General features: G+C 40.8%; 15 protein-coding genes, 2 tRNA genes, 1 pseudogene and 1 riboswitch. Of the genes and pseudogenes, 8 read left to right on the plus strand and 10 right to left on the minus strand.

From position 1 onward, the window contains the following. Window positions 1–26 precede the first annotated feature (26 nt). Complete coding sequence (locus tag ACOFKR_RS09920; protein ID WP_419800643.1) at window positions 27–2,558, plus strand: TonB-dependent receptor domain-containing protein; 2,532 nt, start codon at window positions 27–29, stop codon at window positions 2,556–2,558. 167 nt (window positions 2,559–2,725) lie between these two features. Next, window positions 2,726–2,809: transfer RNA gene (locus ACOFKR_RS09925), tRNA-Leu, on the plus strand. A gap of 11 nt (window positions 2,810–2,820) precedes the next feature. Here ACOFKR_RS09925 and ACOFKR_RS09930 read toward each other — a convergent pair. From ACOFKR_RS09930 to ACOFKR_RS09960, 7 genes and pseudogenes are all read right to left on the minus strand, one after another. Beyond that, the gene (locus ACOFKR_RS09930; RefSeq protein WP_419800644.1) at window positions 2,821–3,582 is read right to left on the minus strand and encodes an MBL fold metallo-hydrolase; all 762 of its coding nucleotides are present in this window, start codon (window positions 3,580–3,582) and stop codon (window positions 2,821–2,823) included. Between the two features lie 75 nt (window positions 3,583–3,657). Continuing rightward, on the minus strand, window positions 3,658–4,344 hold the full coding sequence (locus ACOFKR_RS09935; RefSeq protein WP_419800645.1) for a LolA family protein: 687 nt from the start codon (window positions 4,342–4,344) through the stop codon (window positions 3,658–3,660). Between the two features lie 3 nt (window positions 4,345–4,347). Then, window positions 4,348–4,596 (minus strand): annotated as a pseudogene (locus ACOFKR_RS09940) (DNA translocase FtsK); the annotation flags it as partial. A gap of 1,078 nt (window positions 4,597–5,674) precedes the next feature. Then, entirely contained in the window at window positions 5,675–8,350 is a 2,676-nt protein-coding gene (locus tag ACOFKR_RS09945) for a DNA translocase FtsK 4TM domain-containing protein (RefSeq protein ID WP_419800646.1), read from the minus strand. A gap of 176 nt (window positions 8,351–8,526) precedes the next feature. After that, window positions 8,527–8,748 carry a PspC family transcriptional regulator gene (locus ACOFKR_RS09950; protein WP_419800647.1) on the minus strand — a complete coding sequence of 74 codons (222 nt, stop codon included), beginning with the start codon at window positions 8,746–8,748 and terminating at the stop codon, window positions 8,527–8,529. Continuing rightward, window positions 8,720–10,036, minus strand: a complete 1,317-nt coding sequence (locus ACOFKR_RS09955; RefSeq protein WP_419800648.1) for a DUF2851 family protein — start codon at window positions 10,034–10,036, stop codon at window positions 8,720–8,722. The genes ACOFKR_RS09950 and ACOFKR_RS09955 overlap by 29 nt, the downstream gene beginning before the upstream one ends. Before the next feature lie 131 nt (window positions 10,037–10,167). Further along, on the minus strand, window positions 10,168–10,815 hold the full coding sequence (locus ACOFKR_RS09960) for a DUF47 domain-containing protein (protein ID WP_419800649.1): 648 nt from the start codon (window positions 10,813–10,815) through the stop codon (window positions 10,168–10,170). A 268-nt stretch (window positions 10,816–11,083) separates the two neighbouring features. On the opposite strand from ACOFKR_RS09960, the gene ACOFKR_RS09965 reads away from it, so the two are divergent. The 4 genes from ACOFKR_RS09965 (at window position 11,084) to ACOFKR_RS09980 (ending at window position 17,069) form a co-directional block, all read left to right on the plus strand. Beyond that, the gene (locus ACOFKR_RS09965; RefSeq protein ID WP_419800650.1) at window positions 11,084–12,487 is read left to right on the plus strand and encodes a TolC family protein; all 1,404 of its coding nucleotides are present in this window, start codon (window positions 11,084–11,086) and stop codon (window positions 12,485–12,487) included. A gap of 36 nt (window positions 12,488–12,523) precedes the next feature. Further along, the gene (locus ACOFKR_RS09970; RefSeq protein WP_419800651.1) at window positions 12,524–15,766 is read left to right on the plus strand and encodes an efflux RND transporter permease subunit; all 3,243 of its coding nucleotides are present in this window, start codon (window positions 12,524–12,526) and stop codon (window positions 15,764–15,766) included. Continuing rightward, window positions 15,741–16,856, plus strand: a complete 1,116-nt coding sequence (locus tag ACOFKR_RS09975) for an efflux RND transporter periplasmic adaptor subunit (protein ID WP_419800652.1) — start codon at window positions 15,741–15,743, stop codon at window positions 16,854–16,856. The genes ACOFKR_RS09970 and ACOFKR_RS09975 overlap by 26 nt, the downstream gene beginning before the upstream one ends. A gap of 139 nt (window positions 16,857–16,995) precedes the next feature. After that, a tRNA-Arg gene (locus ACOFKR_RS09980) sits at window positions 16,996–17,069 on the plus strand. Between the two features lie 166 nt (window positions 17,070–17,235). Here the strand turns inward: ACOFKR_RS09980 and ACOFKR_RS09985 are convergent. The 3 genes from ACOFKR_RS09985 to mqnE form a co-directional block, all read right to left on the minus strand. After that, a complete protein-coding gene (locus ACOFKR_RS09985; RefSeq protein WP_419800653.1) occupies window positions 17,236–17,982 on the minus strand; it encodes a menaquinone biosynthetic enzyme MqnA/MqnD family protein in 747 nt (248 codons plus the stop codon). Window positions 17,983–18,070: 88 nt separating this feature from the next. Then, entirely contained in the window at window positions 18,071–18,694 is a 624-nt protein-coding gene (locus ACOFKR_RS09990) for a histidine phosphatase family protein (protein ID WP_419800654.1), read from the minus strand. Window positions 18,695–18,740: 46 nt separating this feature from the next. After that, window positions 18,741–19,928: an aminofutalosine synthase MqnE gene (gene mqnE, locus ACOFKR_RS09995; RefSeq protein WP_419800655.1), complete on the minus strand. Its 1,188-nt coding sequence runs from the start codon at window positions 19,926–19,928 to the stop codon at window positions 18,741–18,743. Between the two features lie 214 nt (window positions 19,929–20,142). Here mqnE and ACOFKR_RS10000 point away from each other — a divergent pair, with 214 nt between their 5' ends. Both ACOFKR_RS10000 and ACOFKR_RS10005 read left to right on the plus strand, forming a co-directional pair. Further along, on the plus strand, window positions 20,143–21,270 hold the full coding sequence (locus ACOFKR_RS10000; protein ID WP_419800656.1) for a trans-sulfuration enzyme family protein: 1,128 nt from the start codon (window positions 20,143–20,145) through the stop codon (window positions 21,268–21,270). Window positions 21,271–21,364: 94 nt separating this feature from the next. Beyond that, window positions 21,365–21,473: riboswitch (SAM riboswitch) on the plus strand. Window positions 21,474–21,682: 209 nt separating this feature from the next. After that, a complete protein-coding gene (locus tag ACOFKR_RS10005; RefSeq protein WP_419800657.1) occupies window positions 21,683–23,011 on the plus strand; it encodes an O-acetylhomoserine aminocarboxypropyltransferase/cysteine synthase family protein in 1,329 nt (442 codons plus the stop codon). Window positions 23,012–23,237: the final 226 nt, after the last annotated feature.

The raw sequence follows: 23,237 nt of genomic DNA on the forward strand, positions 1-23,237 counted from the left end.
AATTTATCCCAACACCTTGTTTTTTTATGCGAACCGGCAAAACCGGTACAATGCTTCTTTTATCAACCTTTTTTGGTGTTGGGATAATATTGCGGGGCTTTGGTATCAATTTATTTCAGGCGGATTTTGGTTATGGCACTTTTGAGGCATCAACCCAAACGAACATGAAAACGCTTTGCACTTTTTTACTTTTACTGATCTGCGGAATTGCTTTTGCCCAAAACGGAACGATCTCCGGCAAAATCCTTGATCAAAAACAACAACCTTTAACCGGAGCATCTGTGCTGCTGCTGCAACTGCCGGATTCTGCCACAATTAACGGTCAGTCAACGGACTTGAACGGTGATTTCCATTTTAAAAATAGTAAACACGGAAAGTATATAGTAAAAATAGTAATGATTAGTTTTATTACTATTTACAAAAGCTTTGAATTTTCGGGATCAGATTTAACCTTGCCGCCTTTTATCATGGTTGAGAAAAAAAATACGCTAAAAGAAGTAACCATTTCATCAAACATACCGCAGCTAGAGCAAAAAAGCGACCGGCTGGTGGTAAATATAGAAAAACTAAACACCACCGGCGACAATGCTTTAGAGGTTTTGAAGAAAGCACCTGGCGTCCGTTTGGATAAAGACGACAATATTTTATACCGAAATAATGGCGGTGTGGTGGTGCTGATTGATGGCCGCCGTACGTACATGAGCGGTGCCGAACTGAGCAATTACCTCAAAAACATGCCCGGAAATGCGCTAAGCAAAATAGAACTGATCCCGAACCCGCCGGGAAATTATGATGCAGAAGGAACGGCCGGGATGATCAATATCATTTTAAAACACAATAAACTGCAAGGTTACAGCGGTAGCGCCAACGCAAATTTGGGTTACGGCAAATACGGAAAAGCTTACGGCGGATTTAATTTCAATTATAATTCGGGCAAATTCAGTTTTTTTGCACGTTCAAATACCGGATATTACAGTTCGTACAACAAGCTGACTTTAAGTCGACAGATTGGTACTGATTTATACAATCAATATAATTTATGGCGGCCAAAAACCCTTGCAACGGGTTACACCATCGGCACCGATTTTTATGCCGGTAAAAAAAGCACGTTTGGTGTAATGTTTAAAGGTTACAACAACCCTACCGATGCGCAATTTACCAGTATGAGCAACACGCTGAACAATTTGGGCGAGCAAACCGCTATTGTAACCAGCCTTAATCCGCAGAAAACTTATACCGGAACTTACAGTATCAACTTAAATTATAGTTTATCTTTGGACACAACCGGTCAAAAATTGAGTTTTGATGCCGATTATGTGCACAGTGCATCAACCAATAATGAAAATTATACCAATACTTATTTTAATGGAAATGGTAACATAATTGGTAATTCGATAGATTTAAGAAGTACGGCACCAATTTATTACAACATTAAATCTATCAAAGCAGATTACGTTTTGCCGCTCAAAAATAAGTTTCAGTTTGAAGCCGGTGTAAAAAGCAGTTTGGTAAATACGCACGCCGTTATCGCTTTTGATTCGTTAAAAGCAGCTGGTTATATCCTCGATCCAAAGCGCAGCAATGATTTTGTTTATGAGGAAAATATCAATGCGGCTTATGCCACACTGAACAAAACTTTCAGCCCAAAACTGGATGTAAAAGCCAGTTTACGTGCCGAGCAAACGGTTTCTACCGCAAATTCACTTTCTCGAAATGAGGTTGTAAAACGCAATTATTTACAGTTTTTCCCGAGTGCGTTTATCACTTATAAAGTTAATGCGGATAACCAGTTAAATGCTTCTTTTAGCAGGAGAATTAGCAGGCCGGGTTATAGTTCGTTAAATTCTGCCATCCGATATACTGATCCGTACACGGCAATCCAAGGCAATCCGTATCTGCAACCCTCAATCTCACAGAGTTATGTGTTAAATTACACGTATAAAAGCTTTCAGATTTTAAGTCTGAGTTATTTAAAAGTTAATGGCGATCAAAGTTCTGTTATCAACCAGAATGATCAAACCAAAGAAAGCATCACCACTTACCAAAACCTCGGCAGCGCGCAATCTTTTTTAGCAACTTCTGCCGGTACTTTCAACATCAAAAAATGGTGGAATGTTAATTATCAGCTGGCTGCTTCTTTTGATAAGGTAAATACGGTGGTTGGTGCAAACCCGTACAGCAGCAGCCGTTTGGCCTGGAGCGTAAGCGGCGATAACACTTTTTATCTCCCAAAAAGCTTTAAAATTCAGTTAACCGGAGAATATGATTCACCTTCTATTAATGGTTTGGCGCGGGTTTTATCATCTTCTCAAATTGATGCCGGTATTACCAAAACCATGCTGGAGAAAAAATTAAATGTGAGTTTTAAAGTAAGAGATATATTTTTTCAGAGCCGTTACCGCAGCATTTTGCAATATAACAACGTAAATACCCGCTGGAATAATGAATACGAAAGTCGCCGTTTTACTTTGGGATTAACTTATAATTTTGGAAATACCAAGCTAAAAACAGCACGCAACCGCCAAAACGGAAGTAAAGAAGAAGAAGGTAGAATGTAGATTAATTTTAAATTGAAAGAAAATTTTCTTTAGTATTTGTTTTTGCTGAAGAAAGTTTTTGACAACCAACAAATGCTGCCATACTGTTTTTATCGATATAATTTTGTTGTTCATCCGCAGAAAAAATACGAAAACATGTATCTTTGGCTTCAGCTTTTTTAAAAAAAGCCCGGGTGGCGAAATTGGTAGACGCACCACTTTGAGGGGGTGGCGTCCGAAAGGATGTAGCGGTTCGAATCCGCTTCCGGGCACAAAAAACTACTTAAATTTCCAGTTGCAGACCATCGTAAGCCAGTTGGATATTGGGCGGCAACTCCGCAGAAACATCCTGGTATTTGCCTAAACGGTGACTGATGTGCGTAAAATACGTCATCTCCGCGCCTGTTTTTTCTGCAAAAGCTATGGCCTCTGCAAAAGTAAAATGCGAGATATGTTTTTCTTTCTGCAAAGCATTGACAACCAGTATTTTACTGCCTTTTATCTTTTCTATTTCTACTTCAGATACTGTTTTTGCATCTGTAATATAAGTGAAATCATGGATGCGGAAACCCAGCACCGGCAACTTATAATGCAATACTTCTATCGGGATAAAAGGGATACCAGCCGCTGTAAATGGCTTTAAATCAATGGTTTTTAAATTGATCTGCGGGATGCCCGGATATTTGTAATCGGTAAAAATGTAAGAAAACTCGCGTTTTAAAGCATTCTGCACCCGCAAATCAGCATAAACATCAATGGCAGAATTTTGAAAATAGTTGAACGCGCGGATATCATCCAAACCGGCAATATGATCTTTATGTTCGTGTGTAAAAACCACGGCTTCCAGATGTTTTACCTGCGCACGGAGCATCTGGTAACGAAAATCGGGACCGCTGTCGATCACAACATTTTTGCCGTTTTCCTCAATTAAAACAGAAGAACGCAACCGTTTGTCATGCGGATCGTTTGAGGTGCAAACCGCACAGTTACAGGCAATCATGGGTACGCCCTGCGAAGTTCCGGTTCCTAAAAAAGTAATACGCACTGTAAATAATTAGTTGGGGAAATTAATAAAAACCGCTTTGGCAAAATTTATACCGGTAAAAGAAGCATCTGCACCTCAGCGCAAATCTACCACTTCTGCACCGGGATAGTTTTTTTTGTTGAAACCGAAAACCGAATCAGAACCGGTATAATTTGTTGCAGGAGAACTTAAAATATAGGTGTAACGACTGCCGTTTTTATCATAAATACTTGCGCTATAAATGCGGTTTTGTGCTTTGCTGATCAATAACCGCACTTTAAAAAACGGCTTTTTGCTATCAACCGGCGTTAAATCAATCTGCTGGTAAACCTGGCCTTGCTGCCTAACTTCCCCGGTGAACAAATATTTATATCCTTTTTCGTAAATGGTGAAAACCTGTGCCGGGTTTAAGGATTGCGAACTGTTGTCGGCGTCATTGATCTGCACTTCATTGTCTTTTTTCTCGTAAGTCCACTGCGTTTTTCCATCGCTGATAATTTCCTGTTCAACCGATTTTGTTGCGCCGGAACCGCTATAAATGGTCAGATGAAATTTATTGGTTTTCGGACTGGCCAAAATCATTCCGCTTTGTTTGTAGCTTTTGATGTTTTCCTGCGGATTGTCCAGCACATAACTAAAATCAGATTTAATGGCCGAGAACGATTTATACTTTTTGCTCACACCGTCCAAAATTGCTTTGGCTTTCGGGTCGTTTTGTGCTTTTGCTGCCGAAATTACCACTGAAAAAAGTATCGTAAAAACAGCTATTCTTTTGAAAATCATACTTTATTTTGAATTGATGGTACTTAAAAACTGTTCCAGCGCGTAATCGTCCGGCAATAAAACTTCACGGGCTTTGCTTCCCTCAAACGGGCCAACTACGCCGGCCGCTTCCAGCTGGTCAATGATCCGCCCGGCACGGTTGTAGCCTAATTTCAGTTTCCGCTGGATAAGGGAAGTTGAACCCTGCTGGTGCATCACAATCAGTTTGGCGGCTTCTTCAAAAAGCGGGTCGCGATCGCTGGCATCAAACTCTTTATTCAAATTCAGAAACTGCTCTTTTTCTTTTATAAATCTTTCTATATCAGTCTTGCCAACTTTGGAAAGGTATAAAAAATCGAAAGCCAAATTATTCAAAACAAACTGGCAATCTGAAAAACTACTATAATTTGAATGTCCACTACGATTACCTATAATTTCTAAATTAAATTTTTTGATTGATAATTTCCAAGCAACGAGTCTTCTAAATGCAAACAACGCGATATGCTCATCTTTGATTTCAATGTTATTCTCATGCAAACCAACAACTTTGCGATTGCCAATATACTGCTCTTGCTTATCTAAGGGCTTAGATGTTTTGTCAATAATAGTGCAATTAAGTTTAGTTTGATCTTCAAATAAAAATGAAATTTCATCATTCTCATAAATTTTAAATCTTGTATTTTGACTTGATAATTTATCAGTAAAGTAATTTATGGCTAAATAGAATTTGTTGTTTCTTTTTACAAATGAGAACATTAACAAGAACCCATCTTCTGAGGAAGTAACGACACCATGTTTGGCTAAATCAATGGAATTATTTATTCCACCAACACAATCCCATTTTATATTTAGTGAATTTGAAAAAGGATTTTCTTCAACAGATGGAATATTAAAATATACAGCTTTTTTTATTTCATGCAATCTGTTGTTAATAGCTGAGTTACTAGTATCGATTGAGACATTTAAGTTCTTTAAATCAATTTCTTTAACAACACCGCAGGCAAAAGGAATTAAGAAGTTGTACCTTTTTTTTAAAGTGATTAAAGAATAAGAAATATCAAATTTAATTTGTTGATTAATGTTTAGTATATCTCCTACTTTACAAGAAATGTTATTTATATCGAAAGAACTTAAATTTGTATCAACAGCTGTTATCCTGAATATATTATCCTGCTCATAAGTTTCAAATTTTATATCTAAAGGTATTTTGTGAAAGTTTTTTTTACTTGGGATAGTTTCCTTAAAAACAGGAGTTTGTTCTTCATCCTTACCATCGGGAATAGATTTCTCAAAAATAGCAGTCTGTTCCTCATCCTTTACACCAAATAATCTTTTAAAAAATCCCATAAACTTATTTTGAATTAATGGTGCTTAAAAACTGCTCCAGCGCGTAATCGTCCGGCAATAAAACCTCGCGTGCTTTGCTTCCCTCAAACGGGCCAACTACGCCGGCCGCTTCCAGCTGGTCAATGATCCGCCCGGCACGGTTGTAGCCTAATTTCAGTTTCCGCTGGATAAGGGAAGTTGAACCCTGCTGGTGCATCACAATCAGTTTGGCGGCTTCTTCAAAAAGCGGGTCACGATCGCTCGCATCAAATTCTTTTGCGCTGCTTTCACCACCTTCGCCCACAAACTCGGGCAATAAAAATGCAGAAGGATAGCCACGCTGGTTGCCGATAAAATCAGAAACTTTTTCCACTTCCGGCGTATCTACAAACGGACATTGTAAACGGATCAGATCATTTCCGGTGGATAACAGCATATCGCCACGACCAATCAGCTGATCTGCTCCACCGGCATCCAGAATCGTGCGCGAATCAATCTTAGACAAAACCCTGAAAGCAAGCCGCGCCGGAAAGTTGGCCTTGATCGTGCCCGTAATAATATTCACCGATGGACGCTGCGTAGCAATCACCAGATGGATGCCCACGGCACGCGCCAGCTGCGCCAAACGGGCAATCGGCGTTTCCACTTCCTTGCCGGCCGTCATCATCAAATCTGCAAATTCATCAACAATCAGCACAATAAACGGCAGGAAACGATGGCCTTCCGTCGGGATTAATTTTCGGTTGACAAACTTCAGATTATATTCTTTCAGGTTCCGTACCTGTGCATCTTTCAGCAAATCATAACGCTGGTCCATTTCGATACAAAGTGAATTAAGCGTATTGATAACTTTTTTGGTATCAGTGATAATCGCATCGGCTTCGTCAGGAAGTTTGGCCAAAAAGTGCCTTTCTATCTTACGGAACAAAGTCAGTTCCACTTTCTTCGGATCAACCAGCACAAATTTTAATTGTGATGGATGTTTGCTGTACAAAAGCGAAACTAAAATCGCATTGATACCAACCGATTTTCCCTGACCGGTTGCACCGGCCACAAGCAAGTGCGGCATTTTGGCAAGATCGGCAATATAAACTTCGTTGGAAATGGTTTTGCCTAGCGCGATCGGCAAATCCATCGTTGTATTTTGAAATTTTTCAGTTTCTAAAATTGAGCGCATGGAAACTACTTCCGAATGCTGGTTTGGTACTTCAATCCCGATGGTTCCTTTACCCGGCATCGGCGCAATAATCCGGATGCCCAGCGCGGCCAAACTCAGGGCAATATCATCTTCCAGGTTTTTGATTTTTGAAATGCGCACGCCCGGTGCCGGGATAATTTCGTACAAAGTTACCGTGGGCCCAACCGTGGCTTTAATTTTATCAATTTCGATGTTGTAATGGTTCAGGGTTTCAACAATCTTGTCTTTGTTGGCCTCCAGTTCTTCATTAGTAACCTGAATTTTGTTGGTTCCGTGTTTCTCCAGCAGATCAATATTGGGTTTTTTGTAGGAGGCCAAATCCAGTTCCGGGTCATACAAACCAAATTCTTCCACCAATTTATTGGCCGTCATTTCCACCGCCGGAACTTCAACGGTAAACTCGGGTTCATGGCTTAGTAATTCTTCCTGATCAACCGCAAATTCAGGTTCGGGCGTTAAAGTTATGGGGTGAAAAACTTCTGTCAGCGGTACGGTTTTAGGTTGATTGACAACCTCATTTAAAGGTTTTTTCTGAACTTGAAATTCGTAATCAGCAGCTACAATTTGTTCTTCAGATGCTGTTTTTATGGGGTGATTTTGGGTGAGTTTTGCTGTTGGCTTATCTAAAAGTTCTTCTTCATCCGTTAAAATCGAATTGACTGTAAAATTTGGTGTCGGTTTCGGAACGGCCATTTCCTGTCCTTCGTCAGGCAATACTGTTTTTACCGGGTAATTTTGGGCGAATTTTGCTCCGGCAACAGCTTCATCTTCCGTCAGCGGGACTTCGCCGGGTTCAGTAACCAGTTTCAATTTCCGTTCCGGTAGTTTAAAATCGATGTTGTAAACGACGATTAAAAAACTCAATCCGGCAAAAATCAATAATCCGGCAATCCCGGCCTCACCGATTTGTACTTCGAGCAGGCGGTTCGTCCAAAAACCAAACCCGCCTTCCAGATAATGCGGTGCGTCCGTCATCCAGCTATGAAAAAAACCAATTGCTATGGAGAAAAAAAGCAGGCTAAAAAAAGCATATCCCAAAGTTTTATCAATGGCAAACAGCTTCACTTTAAACAATAAACGATAACCGATCACCAAAAAAACGGCCACAAAAATAAAGGAGGCCACGCCAAACCACTCGTAAATAAACTGGTGCGAAAGCAATGCGCCCAGCTTGCCCAGCCAATTTTGCACAATCGGGTTGATCACACCGCTGTCTTGCAGTTCCTGCGGCGTTTTCCAAAAGTTGCCCCAGCCGCCGTTGGCTTCTAAAACATAGCTTTGGTCATCCTGCCAGGTAAATAAATAGGAAGTGAAGGCGATTAAAAAATAAAGGCAAACGATCAGAAAAAACAAACCGATGATCTTAACAATGCGGCCATCCCCCAAATTAAAAGCAGGCATCTCGGGCCTTACTTTTTTGTTTTTTGGGAACATAAACGGTGCCCCGGATTTGTTGTCTTCCTTTAAATTAGAATTTTTAAACTGATTTCCTTTTGGGGGCATTTACGGTCAACAAATTAATTTTGCACAACAAAGTTAAAATATTTGGAAGCAGTAGCACGCATCTTTGAGTTTTAATTAAACCCTCGCCGGTGCTCAGTGCGCAGCAATATTAAGATAACTTTTTGCACAAAGGTTTAACGATGCTTCTTTTACGGCTGATTTTTAATTAAGATATTTTAAAGATCGGTAACGCGGCTACCGGCACGTTTGATGTAATTACGAAAATCAAGCACAATTCCTGCAAAAAAGTAAAAAATCAGCGGAAAACCAACGGCCAGAAAGGAAGAATAGATAAAAAACAACCTGATTTTTGCAATCGAAATATGAAAACGGCCGCCCAGATAAGTGCAAACACCGAAAGAGTATCTTTCAAAAAAGGTCAGGACCCGCTGCAGCATAATGGTTCGTTTTTAAAATTTTGTGGCCTATTCCGCAGTTTAAGCAACGTTTTTTATCGCAAAACTCATTTTTTAGTTCGATCAAAGCCTGAGAATTTGCAGCAGATTTCACTTTGATTCCTGCTGATATAAAATTACTGATTATAAAATTGTTTTCGCAAGGCAAATTTTCTAAAATCTGCAATGCTTTGCCGCGTTGTGTTTCATCCTGATTTTCATTCCCGAAGGCAAAAAGAAAAACGGCAACGGTATTGATCAGGATATTTTCTACCGATGAACGGCCCAGTGTTTTTGAGTTTGGTTTTGAAATTTTCCCAAACTGATAATGATCCAGCCAATATTCCGACGGATTTATACCGGTAAAAGGAGCATCGATGTTGTTGATTTTTTCTGTTTGGATTAAATCAGTCAGAAAGTGGTTGTTGCGGTGCATTAAGGCAGCAAATTGTGCCAGCCGGACAGTTGGGAAATTAGAAGGCCGCAAGCGCAAAAACTTCCACAAATGTTTTTCTAACGGAAATAAACTGTATTTCTGCTGTAAAAACTGATACTCTTTTTGCAAGGTCAAATAATAAGGATCAGCAAAATCATCAGTCAAAAAACCGGCCTGTCCAAAAATCAGGGCTTCGGTTTGAAGTAAATTAGAACTGTGTTTGGCAAGGATTTGTAAAGGCAATGATTTGGCCAGCAGTTCAAAAGGCAAAGCGTTTATTTTAAAACCAAAATTTGCGGCCAGCAGCTGGTAAAAAGTTTCTGCCCAATTACCTTTTTGCTGTGTCAAAACTGCTTTTACTCTGGCTGATTTTTCTTCCAGCCGCTGGATCAGCATCCGGCTAAGCCAGGTTTGCACCGTTAGTTCATCAACGCGATGAACCGTTTTTTGACAGGGAAAATCAACCATTTCCGCAAAAACCAGGTTTTGATAGCTGATCAAAAGCTGGTCTGAAATGCGGTCTTCCAAAACCAAAACCGGCATTTTAAAACCGGCTTCATTCCGGATTTCCTGATCGTTTTTGTAAACCACATGCAGGACGACATTATTATAAGCCGGATCTGAACTATGGTTGTGCCGCATCCAATCAGACGAGCGAATATGGATTTCTACGTTTCCAGCCCAAAGCGTATCGGCAATCCTGATTTTGGCCTGCTGAAAATCCGGACCGGCATGATGATGATGTAAACCCGGGGAAATAATTTCGATTGCTTCTCCGTCCTCAGTTTTCAAATTTTTATGTTGAAAAAGGCGAAATTTCCAGATATAATGCAGAAAATCTTCAGCAAAAACCATTTAAGATTATTTCTTTAAATATATAATTATTATTTAATAGTTAATAATATTATTTTAATAAAGGATTTTTAATGTATAAATGAAAAGTTGCAAACTATTTAAAGGATGCTTGTTTTACCGGCTAAAATTTGTTAGCTGTTTTTAATCATGATCGATTCTACCACTTTCACAACATCTTTACACATATCGGTTGCGGTTTCCAGTCCCAACAAAATTTCCTGGTATTTTATCATCCGGATCGGGTCTTTTTCGTTCTCAAATAAATCAGCAACAGCCTGATTATAAATTATATCCGCTTTGTCTTCTATAGTGTTGATGGAATCACAATGCCTGATGATCAATTCTACATTTTCAATATCTTTCAGTTCATCAATCAGTTTTTGGAGTGCAAAAGCAGCATCTAAAATCAAATCGGCCAAAACCTGCATTGGCTTGGTAAATTCTGTTAAGCCGTATAAAAACATGCGGTTGGCAGATTCGTGGATGTAATCGGCCACATCATCAATGGAAGAAACCAATGCATGGATATCTTCGCGATCAAAAGGCGTGATAAAATTTTTGCTCAGTTCTATATTGATGTGATGGGTAATATCGTCGCCAATGTTTTCCAGCCGGTCTATTTTCTGAAAAAGGTCTTTGGTATTGATCGATGCCGGGTCGTTCAGCTCTTTTTTCAGCATTTCGGCCATTGCAACCACGTTTTGGGTGGCCTGATCAAACAGCGGAAAGAATAATTTCTTGCCGCGTGGCGTAAAATATTGTATAAGTGTGCTAAACATAAGCAATGTGGATTTTGATTTAAAGATAGTTTGGCTACGTTAAGAAATTGTTAAGCAATTTGGTTTTTTCAGAAAAGTTAAGAATTAAGTCAAATTTTAGTGGATAAAAACAGTATCGTACATAAACACCTGTTTTTAAACAATAAATTTGTTACAAAGCACTTATCATTGCAAACCTATATTTGCGGCGTTGGCTCGTATTTCGGGTACAATGTACATGCAAATTATCCTGCTGTTTTTTGTGCTTTCGTTTATATCATAATTGCTCATGTTTTACAGAACTACTTTTTGCCGGGTGTTGTGCCTGCTGTTTCTGTTGAGCACTTATCATGCTGTTTTTGCCCAGCAAAAAACATTGACTTTAAAACAAGCTGTACAAAATGCACTGCAAAACTATGGCACCATCAAGGCAAAGGCAAATTATGCCAGGGCATCTGCCGCTTTGGTTACGGAGGCAAAACGCGAGTATCTGCCTAATTTAAACGTATCGGCACAAAACGATTTTGGAACGGTAAATTCGCAATACGGCCCACTTTATGGTTTGGGCGGATATGGAGTTGCCTCGGGCGGCCCAATTTTAGCCGGACAGAATTGGAATTCGGCTTTTGGCGGATTGTACCTGGCCAATTTAAACTGGGATTTTTTCTCCTTCGGGAAAGCAAAAGAACGGGTAAAAGTTGCCCAAAACCAGCAAATGTTGGATCAAAGCGATTTGATGCAGGAACAGTTTCAGCAGGAAATCCGCGTTTCCGGAGCCTACCTAAACCTGCTCGCTTCGCAGCAACTGAGCGTTTCCCAGCAAAATAACTTAAACCGCGCTTTGGCTTTGCGTAATGTGATTGTTGCCCGGGTAAAAAGCGGCTTAAACCCGGGTGTAGATTCTTCCCTGGCAAATGCCGAGGTGGCCAGTGCGCAAATTGCCTTGACCAACGCGCAGGATGTAGTGCAGCAACAGGGCAATCTGCTGGCGCAATACACCACATTAACCCCGACGAATTTTTTGCTGGACAGTGGTTTTGTAAGCCGGATACCTAAAACTTTGGACACAAGTACACACATCAGCTTGAGCAAGCACCCTGTTTTATTGTATTACCAAAACCGGATCGGACTAAGTGCCGAACGCGAAAAGTACTATAAAACGCTCAGTTATCCAACGTTTTCGCTGTTCAATATTTTTCAAAGTCGAGGTTCGGGCTTTAACAGTTATACACTTAATCAAACTTTATATACGCAAAATTATTTCAGCGGTATAAACCCAACCCGCTCTAATTATCTGCTGGGCATCGGTATGGTTTGGAACCTTGCCTCGCCGTTGCGCGTGCACGAGCAGGTAAAAGCACAGCAATTTACTTCCGAAGGTTTGAAAAACGAATATGATCTGGTGAATCAGCAGTTGTCGGCACAACTGATTTTATCGAAATCCAGGATTCAAAATGCGTTGAAAAATTATCAGGCCGCGCCAATTGGGTTAAAAGCTGCCACAGATGCTTTTAACCAGAAAACGGTTTTGTACAGAAACGGACTGGCAAATATTGTAGATGTTACGCAGGCCTTGTTTACGCTGAACCGGGCAGAAACAGACCGCGATATTGCTTATAATAACGTTTGGCAGGCTTTGCTTTACAAAGCGGCTGCCACCGGGGATTTCGGAATATTTTTTAATGAATTTTAGGTTGCCGGAAAACAAAATATACCGGATAAAAACAGCATGGGATTAATCAGAAGCGCACTCAGGAAACCAATCACTATTTTAGTTATTGTTGCAGCAGTTTTCTTTTTTGGGTTGAATGCCGTGCGTAACATCAAAATCGATATTTTCCCCGATCTGAATCTGCCGGTTATCTATATTTCGCACCCTTTTGGCGGTTATACACCCAACCAGATGGAGGCTTATTTTGGCAAACCATATGTTAACTTGTTACTTTATGTATCAGGTGTTAAAAGCATTGAAACAAAGAATATTACAGGTTTAACACTTATTAAACTTTCCTTTTACGAAGGCACCAACATGGCGCAGGCCGCAGCGGAGGTTACGGCTTTTACCAACCGTGCCCAGGCCATCTTTCCGCCAGGGACACAACCTCCGTTTATTATTCGTTTCGATGCTTCTACACTGCCGGTTGGGCAACTGGTTTTAAGCAGTCCGAAACGCACCAACAATCAGTTGCTGGATATGGCCAATGTTTACGTACGTTCTGCTTTTACTTCTATTCCGGGATTGATTTCTCCGGCACCGTTCGGCGGTAATACACGTACAATTGTCATTAAAGTTGATCCGGTACTGTTGCGGTCGCACAATTTAACAGCCGATCAGATTGTTACGGCCATACGCGAAAACAACATCACTTCCCCTGCCGGAAACGTTCGCATCGGCGATTACAATTATCTCACCCCAACCAATACCACCATTAAAAAAATATCCGATTTTGCCAACATTCCGATTTACAGGGGCGGCGTGCAAAATTTGTTTTTGCGTGATGTGGCCACGGTGGAAGACGGTGCCGATATTACCAGCAGTTATGCGCTGGTTAACGGCAAACGCTCGGTTTATTTGCCCATCACCAAATCTGCAGATGCTTCTACCTGGGATGTGGTACAAAGTTTAAAGAAAGCTTTGCCCCGTTTTCAGGCTTTGCTGCCGGATGATGTGAAGCTTTCTTTTGAGTTTGACCAATCGGTTTATGTGATCAATGCGGTTAAAAGCCTGATTACCGAAGGTGCCATTGGCGCGGTGCTGACCGGTTTAATGGTGCTGCTGTTTCTGGGCGACCGAAGAGCAGCTTTGATTGTGATTTTTACCATTCCGATCTCACTGATTTCCGGTGTGCTGTTTTTATACCTGTTCCATCAAACCATAAACATCATGACGCTGAGTGGATTATCCTTAGCAATTGGTATTTTGGTTGATGAATCTACCGTAACCATCGAAAACATACATCAGCACATAGATATGGGCAAGCCCAAAGCTTTGGCCATTTGGGATGCCTGTAAAGAAATCGCTTTTCCAAAATTGCTGATCCTGTTTTGTATCCTGGCAGTGTTTGCGCCTGCTTTAACAATGAAAGGTATTCCGGGTGCTTTGTTTTTACCGCTTGCACTGGCTATTGGTTTTTCAATGATCACTTCTTATTTGCTGGCCCAGACTTTTGTACCGATCATGGCCAACTGGATGATGAAAGCGCAGGAAGATCATCCCAAAATACATTTCGACCCAAAAGAAGAAAATGATACCTGGGACCAGAAAAAACACCTGCTAAAAGAAGCATTACAAAACCCTACCCATTTTGATAAATTTCGGCAACGCTATTTACAGTTGATGGACAGGCTTTTCAAACAGCGTAAAACCACCGTTATCGTTTACGTTGTTGGTACTTTGGGTTTGGCGTTTTTTTTAATTACTACCATTGGCCGGGATGTGCTGCCAAAGGTAAACGGCAGACAGTTTCAGGTGCGTTTGCGGGCACCAGACGGAACGCGTTTAGAACGTACCGAAGCGGACGTTGTGAAAACCCTGCATGTACTGGAAGAACTGGTTGGCAAAAAAAACATTGCAGTTACCTCTGCTTTTGTCGGTCAGCACCCTTCACAGTTTTCTACCAGCCCGATTTATTTGTTTATGGCTGGCCCGCAGGAAGCTGTTTTGCAGGTAAATCTCAGCGAAAATTATAAAGTCGACCTGGATCAGCTGAAAGAAAAATTTCGGCACAAAATGCACGCAGAAATGCCAGATGTCAAGCTTTCTTTTGAGCCGATAGAACTGACGGACAAAATTTTGAGCCAGGGATCCCCAACGCCGGTTGAAGTTCGCATTGCCGGAAAAAACAAAAAACAGAATGAGGTTTATGCCGCTAAAGTAATTTCTAAATTGCAGAAAATCAAATATTTACGTGATATACAATTAGGCCAGGCCATTCATTATCCGGCAATAGACATTGATATCGACCGCACGCGTGCTTCGCAGTTGGGCGTAAGTGTTGCAGAGATTTCACGTTCGCTGATTGCTTCCACGTCATCTTCCCGCTTTACCGAAAAAAATGTATGGCTGGACCCGAAAGTTGGTTTAGGCTACAGCGTTCAGGTAGAAGTACCGGAATATAAAATGGCCAGTATGAACGACATCAGCGAGATTTCTGTGTTAAGAAACTCGGCAAGGCCGGTTTTGGGTGATGTGGCTAGCATCAAAAAAGACACAACTTTGGGTGAAAACGATGATATTGGTGCTCTGCCATATCTGTCTGTAACGGCAAACCTAAACAAAATGGATTTGGGAACCGCAACTGATGATGTGCAAAAAGTAATCAAATCTTTAGGAAAACTGCCCCGCGGCATAACGGTTGAAGTAAAGGGTTTAAGCGAAACTTTACTGGATACTTTAAGCAGTCTGCAATCCGGTTTAATTGTAGCTGTGGTTGTAATATTCCTGATGCTGGCTGCCAATTTCCAGTCTTTTAAAGTTTCGTTAGTGGTGCTTTCCACTGTTCCGGCAGTAATTGTTGGTTCGTTATTATTGCTGTTGTTGACCGGTTCTACGCTCAACCTGCAATCTTATATGGGCACGATCATGTCTGTCGGTGTTTCGGTTTCCAATGCTGTTTTAATGGTTACCAATGCAGAACATTTGCGGATGCACAATGGCAACGCGCTTGAATCTGCCCGAGAAGCGGCGGCTTTACGCCTTCGGCCAATATTAATGACGAGTTTGGCAATGGTTGTTGGCATGGTGCCGATGGCTTCAGGTTTAGGCGAAGGCGGCGATCAGGCATCACCTTTGGGGCGTGCAGTTATAGGTGGCTTGATTGCATCTACATTTGCCGTATTACTTGTTTTGCCATTGGTTTTTGCCTGGCTTCAAGGTAAAACCACTACAAATTCTGTTTCTTTAGATCCGGAAGATAAAGAAAGTAAACATTATATTCCATCACTTTATGATAACCCGAATATCCAGGAATAATATTTTCAGAAGTCTGGTTTTAATTGCTGTTTCAAGTACGTTTAGTGCCTGCCATTCAAAAACAGATGATACCAATCAGGACAAAGATACCACGGCAGTAACCGCATTAGAAACTTTTCCGCTTAAAAAAGGAATCTTGTCCGCAGATTTAAGTATGCCCGGCGAATTGATTCCCTACCAGCAGGTTGATTTATATGCGAAAGAAAACAGCTTTGTAAAAAAGATTTATGCAGATGTAGGTTCGGAAGTAAAACAAGGCCAGTTGCTGGTTTCGCTGGATGCACCGGAAATCAATTCAAATATTGCCGCGGCAAAATCAAAATTACAATCACAGGAGGCTATTTATACGGCCAGCAATTCTAACTATAACCGTTTGATCGAAACTGCAAAAACGCCCGGAACAATCTCTAAAAATGATATTGATCAGGCAATGGCACGTAAAAATTCTGACAAGGCAGAGCTGGAAGCTGCAAAATCGGCCTTTCAATCTGTAGCAGCAACGGGTGCTTATCTGGATATCCGTGCTCCTTTTAATGGCGTAATTACCACGCGTAACATTAACACTGGTGCTTACGTTGGGCCTTCCGGCAAAGGTTCTGATATGCCACTTTTTGTTTTGCAGGAACAAAAGCTTTTGCGTTTAGTTATTTCTGTACCAGAAGCTTATACCGGATTGCTAAAACAAAAAGATGAAGTAAAATTTAGTGTAAAATCTTTACCAAACCAGCATTTTACAGCCACTGTTAAACGTTTGGCCGGTGCGCTGGATGAACGTTTACGTTCCGAACGTTTGGAGATGGACGTTTCTAACAACAATAAAAAACTTTTACCGGGAATGTATGCGGAGGTAAGCCTTTTGCTGCCCGCATCAGACAGCACTTTTGTAGTCCCGAAAACAGCATTGGTTTCTTCTACGGAAAGGGTTTTTGTCATCCGCGTGGCCGATCATAAAGCAGAATGGGTTGATGTGAAAAAAGGCCGTGAATCCGTGGATGAGGTTGAGATTTATGGAAAACTCCAAGTCGGCGACTTATTGATCAAAGTTGCTACTGATGAAATCCGCAACGGATCAACCATCAAAACCAAATAAATCAATTTAACGATTTGTACTGAAATTGACTATACTACAAAAATTCAAATTTTTAACGTTGCCCGGAAAAGATTATTTTATACTTTTGTGCTTCTTTTAGCAGGTATATTTTATGCCGATAAAAGAAGCATTATTTCAAGCACCCATAGCTCAGTTGGATAGAGCAACGGTTTTCTAAACCGTCGGTCTCAGGTTCGAATCCTGATGGGTGTACAAAATATGAAAAACGGCCTCTGCACTGCGCACAGGCCGTTTTTGCATAATAACAATATTTCTGTTTTTAAGCGAAAGACCTTTACCAATATTTGCGCACCATTAAACCGATAAATCACCGCGTAGAGAAAATGATTCTGGCCAAAAACTGAAATGCTGTTTTTACCTATAATTTTTTGATATAATCCAGAAACAGGTTTAAAGCCTGTTTTTTATCTTCCGTTAAATCAAACTGCAGTTTATTAAAAAGATAATCGCGCAAATCAAAATCAGGATAAACCGGAAGTGTTTGCAACACTTCTTCGCGGGCATCCAACCCTGCTTTTAGAGCTATATTAAAGCTTTTCATAAATTCCGGACTGAGGGGTTTGTTGGCAACCCAGGCTGCAAAAACAAAAGGTAAGCCAGTCATTTTTTGCCAGGTCTCGGCCAGATCATAAACAAATTTATATTGGTTTTTTTTGCCGAAAGTACGGTCGCCAATCTGAACGAATGCTGTTTTTATACCAGTAAAATTAGCATAATCCGGTGCGTTGATAATTTGTTTTGGGTTGATTTTCCAATAGTTTTTCAGCAATACTTTTGCCAGGTTATTAGAGGATCTCGACTCCGGGTCCAACTGGATTTCTGCGGCTTCTTCTATCGCACAATTACTAAAAATAAAAACTGAATTAACCGCACCAACGGCTCCGATACAATAGTCGGAAACAATCTGCCAATATGGCAAACTCAATATTGCCGCAACGGGTATCAAACCTATATCAACTTGATTATCAATTAGTTTTTGGGCGCAATCTGAAGGAGTATCTAAGCTTAAATCTAATTTATTTTTTATTTGATTAAGCTCTAAACCGAAAATAAAGGGTTTGGTGTTGGTATAACTAACGGCCGAAACCCGAATTTTATCTGTCAAAATATTAAAATTAAAAATCAAAAGAATACCTTAAAATTTGATTTTTCCTGATTAATGAAATCAAACTTTACCGGCTCAAAATAAAAAATTATACTAAAAATTTTAGGTGATCCGTATTGTTAAAATCAACAATATGAAATTTTTCCCCGTCGTAATTTACCCGATAAAGTGTGGTGTTCCGGTGCGGATATTTGTCCATTTCCGTAAGCGATAAATTACTCAGCAAACAAAGCAACAAACGCATGGCGCGGCCGTGCATACAAATCAAAATGGTGCTTTCTTCCGAGTGGGACATGATAATTTTTACCGCTTCTTTTTGCCGGGCCTGTACTTCATTAGGGCTTTCGCCATTTTCAAAACGTACGTCAAGATCACCTTCTTTCCAGCTTTGCATAATCTTTTTGAACCGGCCTCTGGTTTCTTCACTCACCGCTTTTCCTTCGTAATCGCCCCAGGCCATTTCATCCAAACCAGATAATTGTTCCCAGGGAATGCCGCTGTCAATAAACCCCTGTACGGTTTGGTGCGTACGTTTCAAGACAGATGTATAAATTTTATCAAAAGATACATTTTTGTAAGCGCGGAAAAAAGATTCCGCTTGTTTGCGGCCGGTTTCGTTCAAATCAGTATTCATTCCTCGCCCTTGTACAATGCCGGCTTTGTTCAAATCAGTTTCGCCGTGGCGGATAATGTAAAGCGTTTTTTTAGTCATTAAAAGAAGTATATCAGGTTTTGCTAAGTTTAAGCTGAAGATTATTTCAGTTTAAAACCGGCAATTTATAAAATTCAGGCTTCACCTCGTCCTCAAACTGATAATCCTGGTAGTTGGTGACCATATTATATAAGGTATCGCGCTCCACGGGTTCACGGCCAACCTGCTTAATCAGTTCCACCAATTGTTTGGTGCTCATGCCCGGATGCTGTTCCTCTGCCCCTGCCATGGCGTAAATTTTGGTCGTGTCATCCAAAGTTCCGTCAATATCGTCCACCCCAAAATTTAACGAAAGCTGTGCCGTGTTCCGGCTAATCATCGCCCAGTAAGCTTTGATATGATCAAAATTATCAAGGTAAATGCGGGAAATCGCATAATTTCTGAGATCTTCAATTACGGTAGATTCAGGAACATTAGACATCTGGTTGTCCTGGTTCCTGAATTTAAGCGGAATGAATGTTTGGAAGCCACCAGTCCGGTCCTGCAATTCACGCAAACGCTCCATATGATCTACCCGGTGCCAATACTTTTCAATATGGCCATAAAGCATTGTTGCGTTTGATCTTCCGCCCAGTTTATGCCATTCTTCATGGATAGCCAGCCATTGGTCGGCCGTACATTTATCTTTAGCGATCAGTTCACGCACTTCCGGATGAAAAATTTCTGCTCCACCGCCTGGAATGGATTGCAGGCCGGAATCCATCATCAGCTTCATACCGTCCGCATAACTTATTTTAGCTTTTTTGAAAATGTAATGATATTCTACCGGCGTCAAAGCTTTGATGTGCAAATCCGGACGATGGTTTCTGATCCGTGTAAATAACTCCGCATAAAACGAAACATCATATTGCGGCAAAACGCCACCAACAATATGAACTTCTGTAACCGGCTGACTATCATACTTTTTAACAATATTGAACATATCGTCCATCGTATATTCCCAACCTTCCGAACGCTGTTTCAGCAAACGCGAATACGAGCAGAATTTACAATCGTACACGCAAAGATTGGTTGGCTCGATGTGGAAGTTACGGTTGAAATAGGTTTTATCGCCATGCCGTTTTTCGCGGATGTAATTGGCCAAAACCCCCAGATAAGGCAACTCGCCGTGTTCATATAAAAAAACACCATCTTCAAATGTAACCCGCTCATTTTGAGCAACTTTTGCAGCAATAGCACGATGTTGCGAAGAAAGCCTCGGGCTGTTGAGCAAGCCCTGTATAGCATCAGGCATAACCAAATTTATTTCTGCAAAAATACTATAAAAGCATCAACCGGGAGTTATTTTAAGCCCTGGGGCAAGGCAACATGCTTCTTTTATGGCTGCTTTTTACATTGGGTTGATGTTGTATTTTGATTTGCATTGATTTTAAAAGCATAATCTTCAGGCATAATCTGCACATTTGCCGCTGTTTGCAAAAACCCGATTTTTACCTCACAAAAGAAGCATGAAGATTGAAACCATCGCCATCCACGCAGGCAACGCGAAAGACAAAGGAAACCAGGCCGTAATCCAGCCAATCACCTTATCAACCACTTTTGAACGGGTGGAAGATGGCTCTTATCCTTCGGGCTATGTTTACGGCAGAAGTAACAACCCTAACCGAAATTCGCTGGAAAATGTGCTGGCTAAATTAGAAAACGGCGCAGCAGCGGCGGCGTTTTCGGCAGGAAATGCGGCCGGGATGACGGTTTTTCAATCGCTTGAACCAGGCTCCCATATTATTTGCCCGGACGATATGTACCACGGTCTGCGCAATTTGCTAAAGCAGGTTTTCGGCAGTATTTTGGAATTTGATTTTATTGATCTGGGCAATTTGGACCTGGTTGAAAAAACGATCAAACCCAACACTAAACTGATCTGGATAGAAACACCGTCAAACCCGCTTTTAAAAATTACAGATATTGAAGCGATCGTTGCCATTGCCAAAAAAACATCGATAAAAACAGTATGCGACAATACTTTTGCCACACCGATTTTGCAGCGGCCTTTAGATATGGGCGTTGATCTGGTGATGCACGCAACCACAAAATATCTGGGCGGGCATAGCGATGTTTTAGGCGGAGCATTGATTGCAAAAGAAGCGGATGAATGGTGGCAAAAACTTAAACAAATACAGGAAATGGGTGGTGCAATCCCCTCACCTTTTGATTGTTATATGACTGTTAGAGGAATTAAAACTTTGTATTACAGGATGAAAGGACATGTAGAAAATGCTGAAAAAATTGCTGCATTTTTAGAAAGCCATCCGCAGGTAGAAAAGGTTTTTTATCCGGGTTCAGCTTCCCATCCGCAGTACAAAATTGTTAAAAAACAAATGTCGGCAGGTGGCGGCATGTTGTCGTTTTTAGTAAAAGGTGGTGCAAAAGAAGCACGCACAGTAGTCAATAATGTCAGGATTTTTACGCAGGCAACCAGTTTAGGCGGCGTAGAAAGTTTGATAGAACATCGGGCATCTGTAGAAGGGCCGGATACTAAAACCCCTCAAAACCTGATCCGGGTTTCTGTAGGATTAGAAAACATTGAAGATTTGACCAAAGATTTAGATATCGCTTTAAAAACAATAAAGCATTAAAAAAGAATAAAATTTGGATCGAACCCAATTCTGCATCTATATTTGAAACATTATTTGGTAGCGATACCTTCCGTAATCAGGCCGTTCAGGCTTTGGTTTATAAAGAAGTGGCGAGAGATCAGGCTCTGCAACCCACTGGCAACCCTTTGCAAAAAGTAGGTGCCAATTCCTGGCCCGGAAAATAACCCCGGGAAATATAAATTGATAAAAAACATGTATAAAAACAGCATTTCTCCTATTTTATCCGGTAATCCTGCAAGCAATAACCCGGGTTTTTGTATTGCTATTTTTTGCATCCGAATGTGTTGCTGCTAAGACAGTAAAAATAATCCTATCCAAGTTTTTATTTAAGGAAGTTTTATCTGCGAAAAATCCATCCACCAAAATCAATTAATCTTTTAAACTTATAAGAATGACTACTCAAGCAAAACCTAAATTTGAAACTTTGCAACTTCATGCCGGACAAGAAGTCGACCCAACAACCTGTTCCCGTGCCGTACCGATTTATCAAACCACTTCTTACGTTTTTAACAGTTCTGAGCATGGTGCGAACTTGTTCGCTTTGAAAGAATTTGGTAATATTTATACGCGTTTAATGAATCCTACTACGGATGTTTTTGAAAAACGTGTTGCTGCACTGGAAGGCGGCGTGGCAGCTTTGGCAACAGCATCCGGAATGTCTGCCCAGTTTATCGCTTTAAATAATATCTTGCAAAACGGCGATAATTTTGTCACTTCACCTTTTTTATACGGCGGTAGTTATAATCAATTTAAGGTTTCTTTTAAACGATTAGGTATTGAAGCACGTTTTGCTAAAGATGATGCAGCAGAAAGTTTTGAAGCGTTAATTAATGATCAAACCAAAGCGCTTTATGTAGAAACAATCGGCAACCCGGAGTTTAATATCCCTGATTTTGAAGCCATTGCCGCTGTAGCTAAAAAATACGATCTGCCGCTAATCGTTGATAATACTTTTGGTGCCGGCGGCTACCTGTTTCGCCCGATTGAACATGGTGCAAATATTGTAGTTGAATCGGCTACTAAATGGATCGGCGGACACGGCACCAGCATTGGCGGCGTAATTATAGATGGCGGAAACTATAATTGGGGAAACGGTAAATATCCGCAGTTTTCTGAACCGGCCGAAGGTTATCACGGCATTGTTTTTTCTGATATTTTTGGTGTGGACAGCTCAATGGGCAACATTCAATTTATTATTCGTGCCCGGGTGGAAGGTTTGCGCGATTTTGGCCCGTCGCAATCCCCTTTCAATTCTTTTTTACTGCTGCAAGGGATAGAAACGCTTTCATTACGCGTGCAGCGCCATGTAGAAAACACGTTAGAACTGGCCGAATGGCTGGAAGCACATCCGCAGGTAGAAAAAGTGAATTATCCCGGATTGGCATCTTCTCCATATCATACATTGGCTAAAAAATATCTTAAAAACGGTTTCGGCGCGGTTTTATCTTTTGAGTTGAAAGGCGAAAAAGAACAGGCCATTCATTTTGTAGATAGTTTGAAGCTGGTAAGCCATCTGGCCAACGTTGGCGATACCAAAACTTTAATCATCCAGCCGTCTGCAACAACACATCAGCAATTGTCAGAATCGGAACAATTAGCTGCCGGTGTAAAACCTAATGCGCTTCGTGTTGCTGTTGGCATTGAGCACATTGATGATATTAAAGCTGATTTTGAACAGGCTTTTGCTTTAATTGCACAGCAGGAAACAGAACTGGTATAAAATTTATTGCCGACCGGCAGACATATTTACTTCCGATCAAAGCCTGTTTAAATTTTTGTCAGAAAAACACCGTACTTCTTTTATGCCCATAAATCTTGCTTTTCAATTTTATGCCGATAAAAGAAGCATGGAAGTTTTCATTTTTTTATATGGTAAAAGAAGCATTGAAAACAGGTTGGACAAAATTTAAACAGGCCCTCAGCAATTTCAATTGATTTTAGCCAAA

This window comes from Mucilaginibacter sp. (genome assembly GCF_965201005.1).
Taxonomy (GTDB): Bacteria; Bacteroidota; Bacteroidia; order Sphingobacteriales; family Sphingobacteriaceae; genus Mucilaginibacter_A.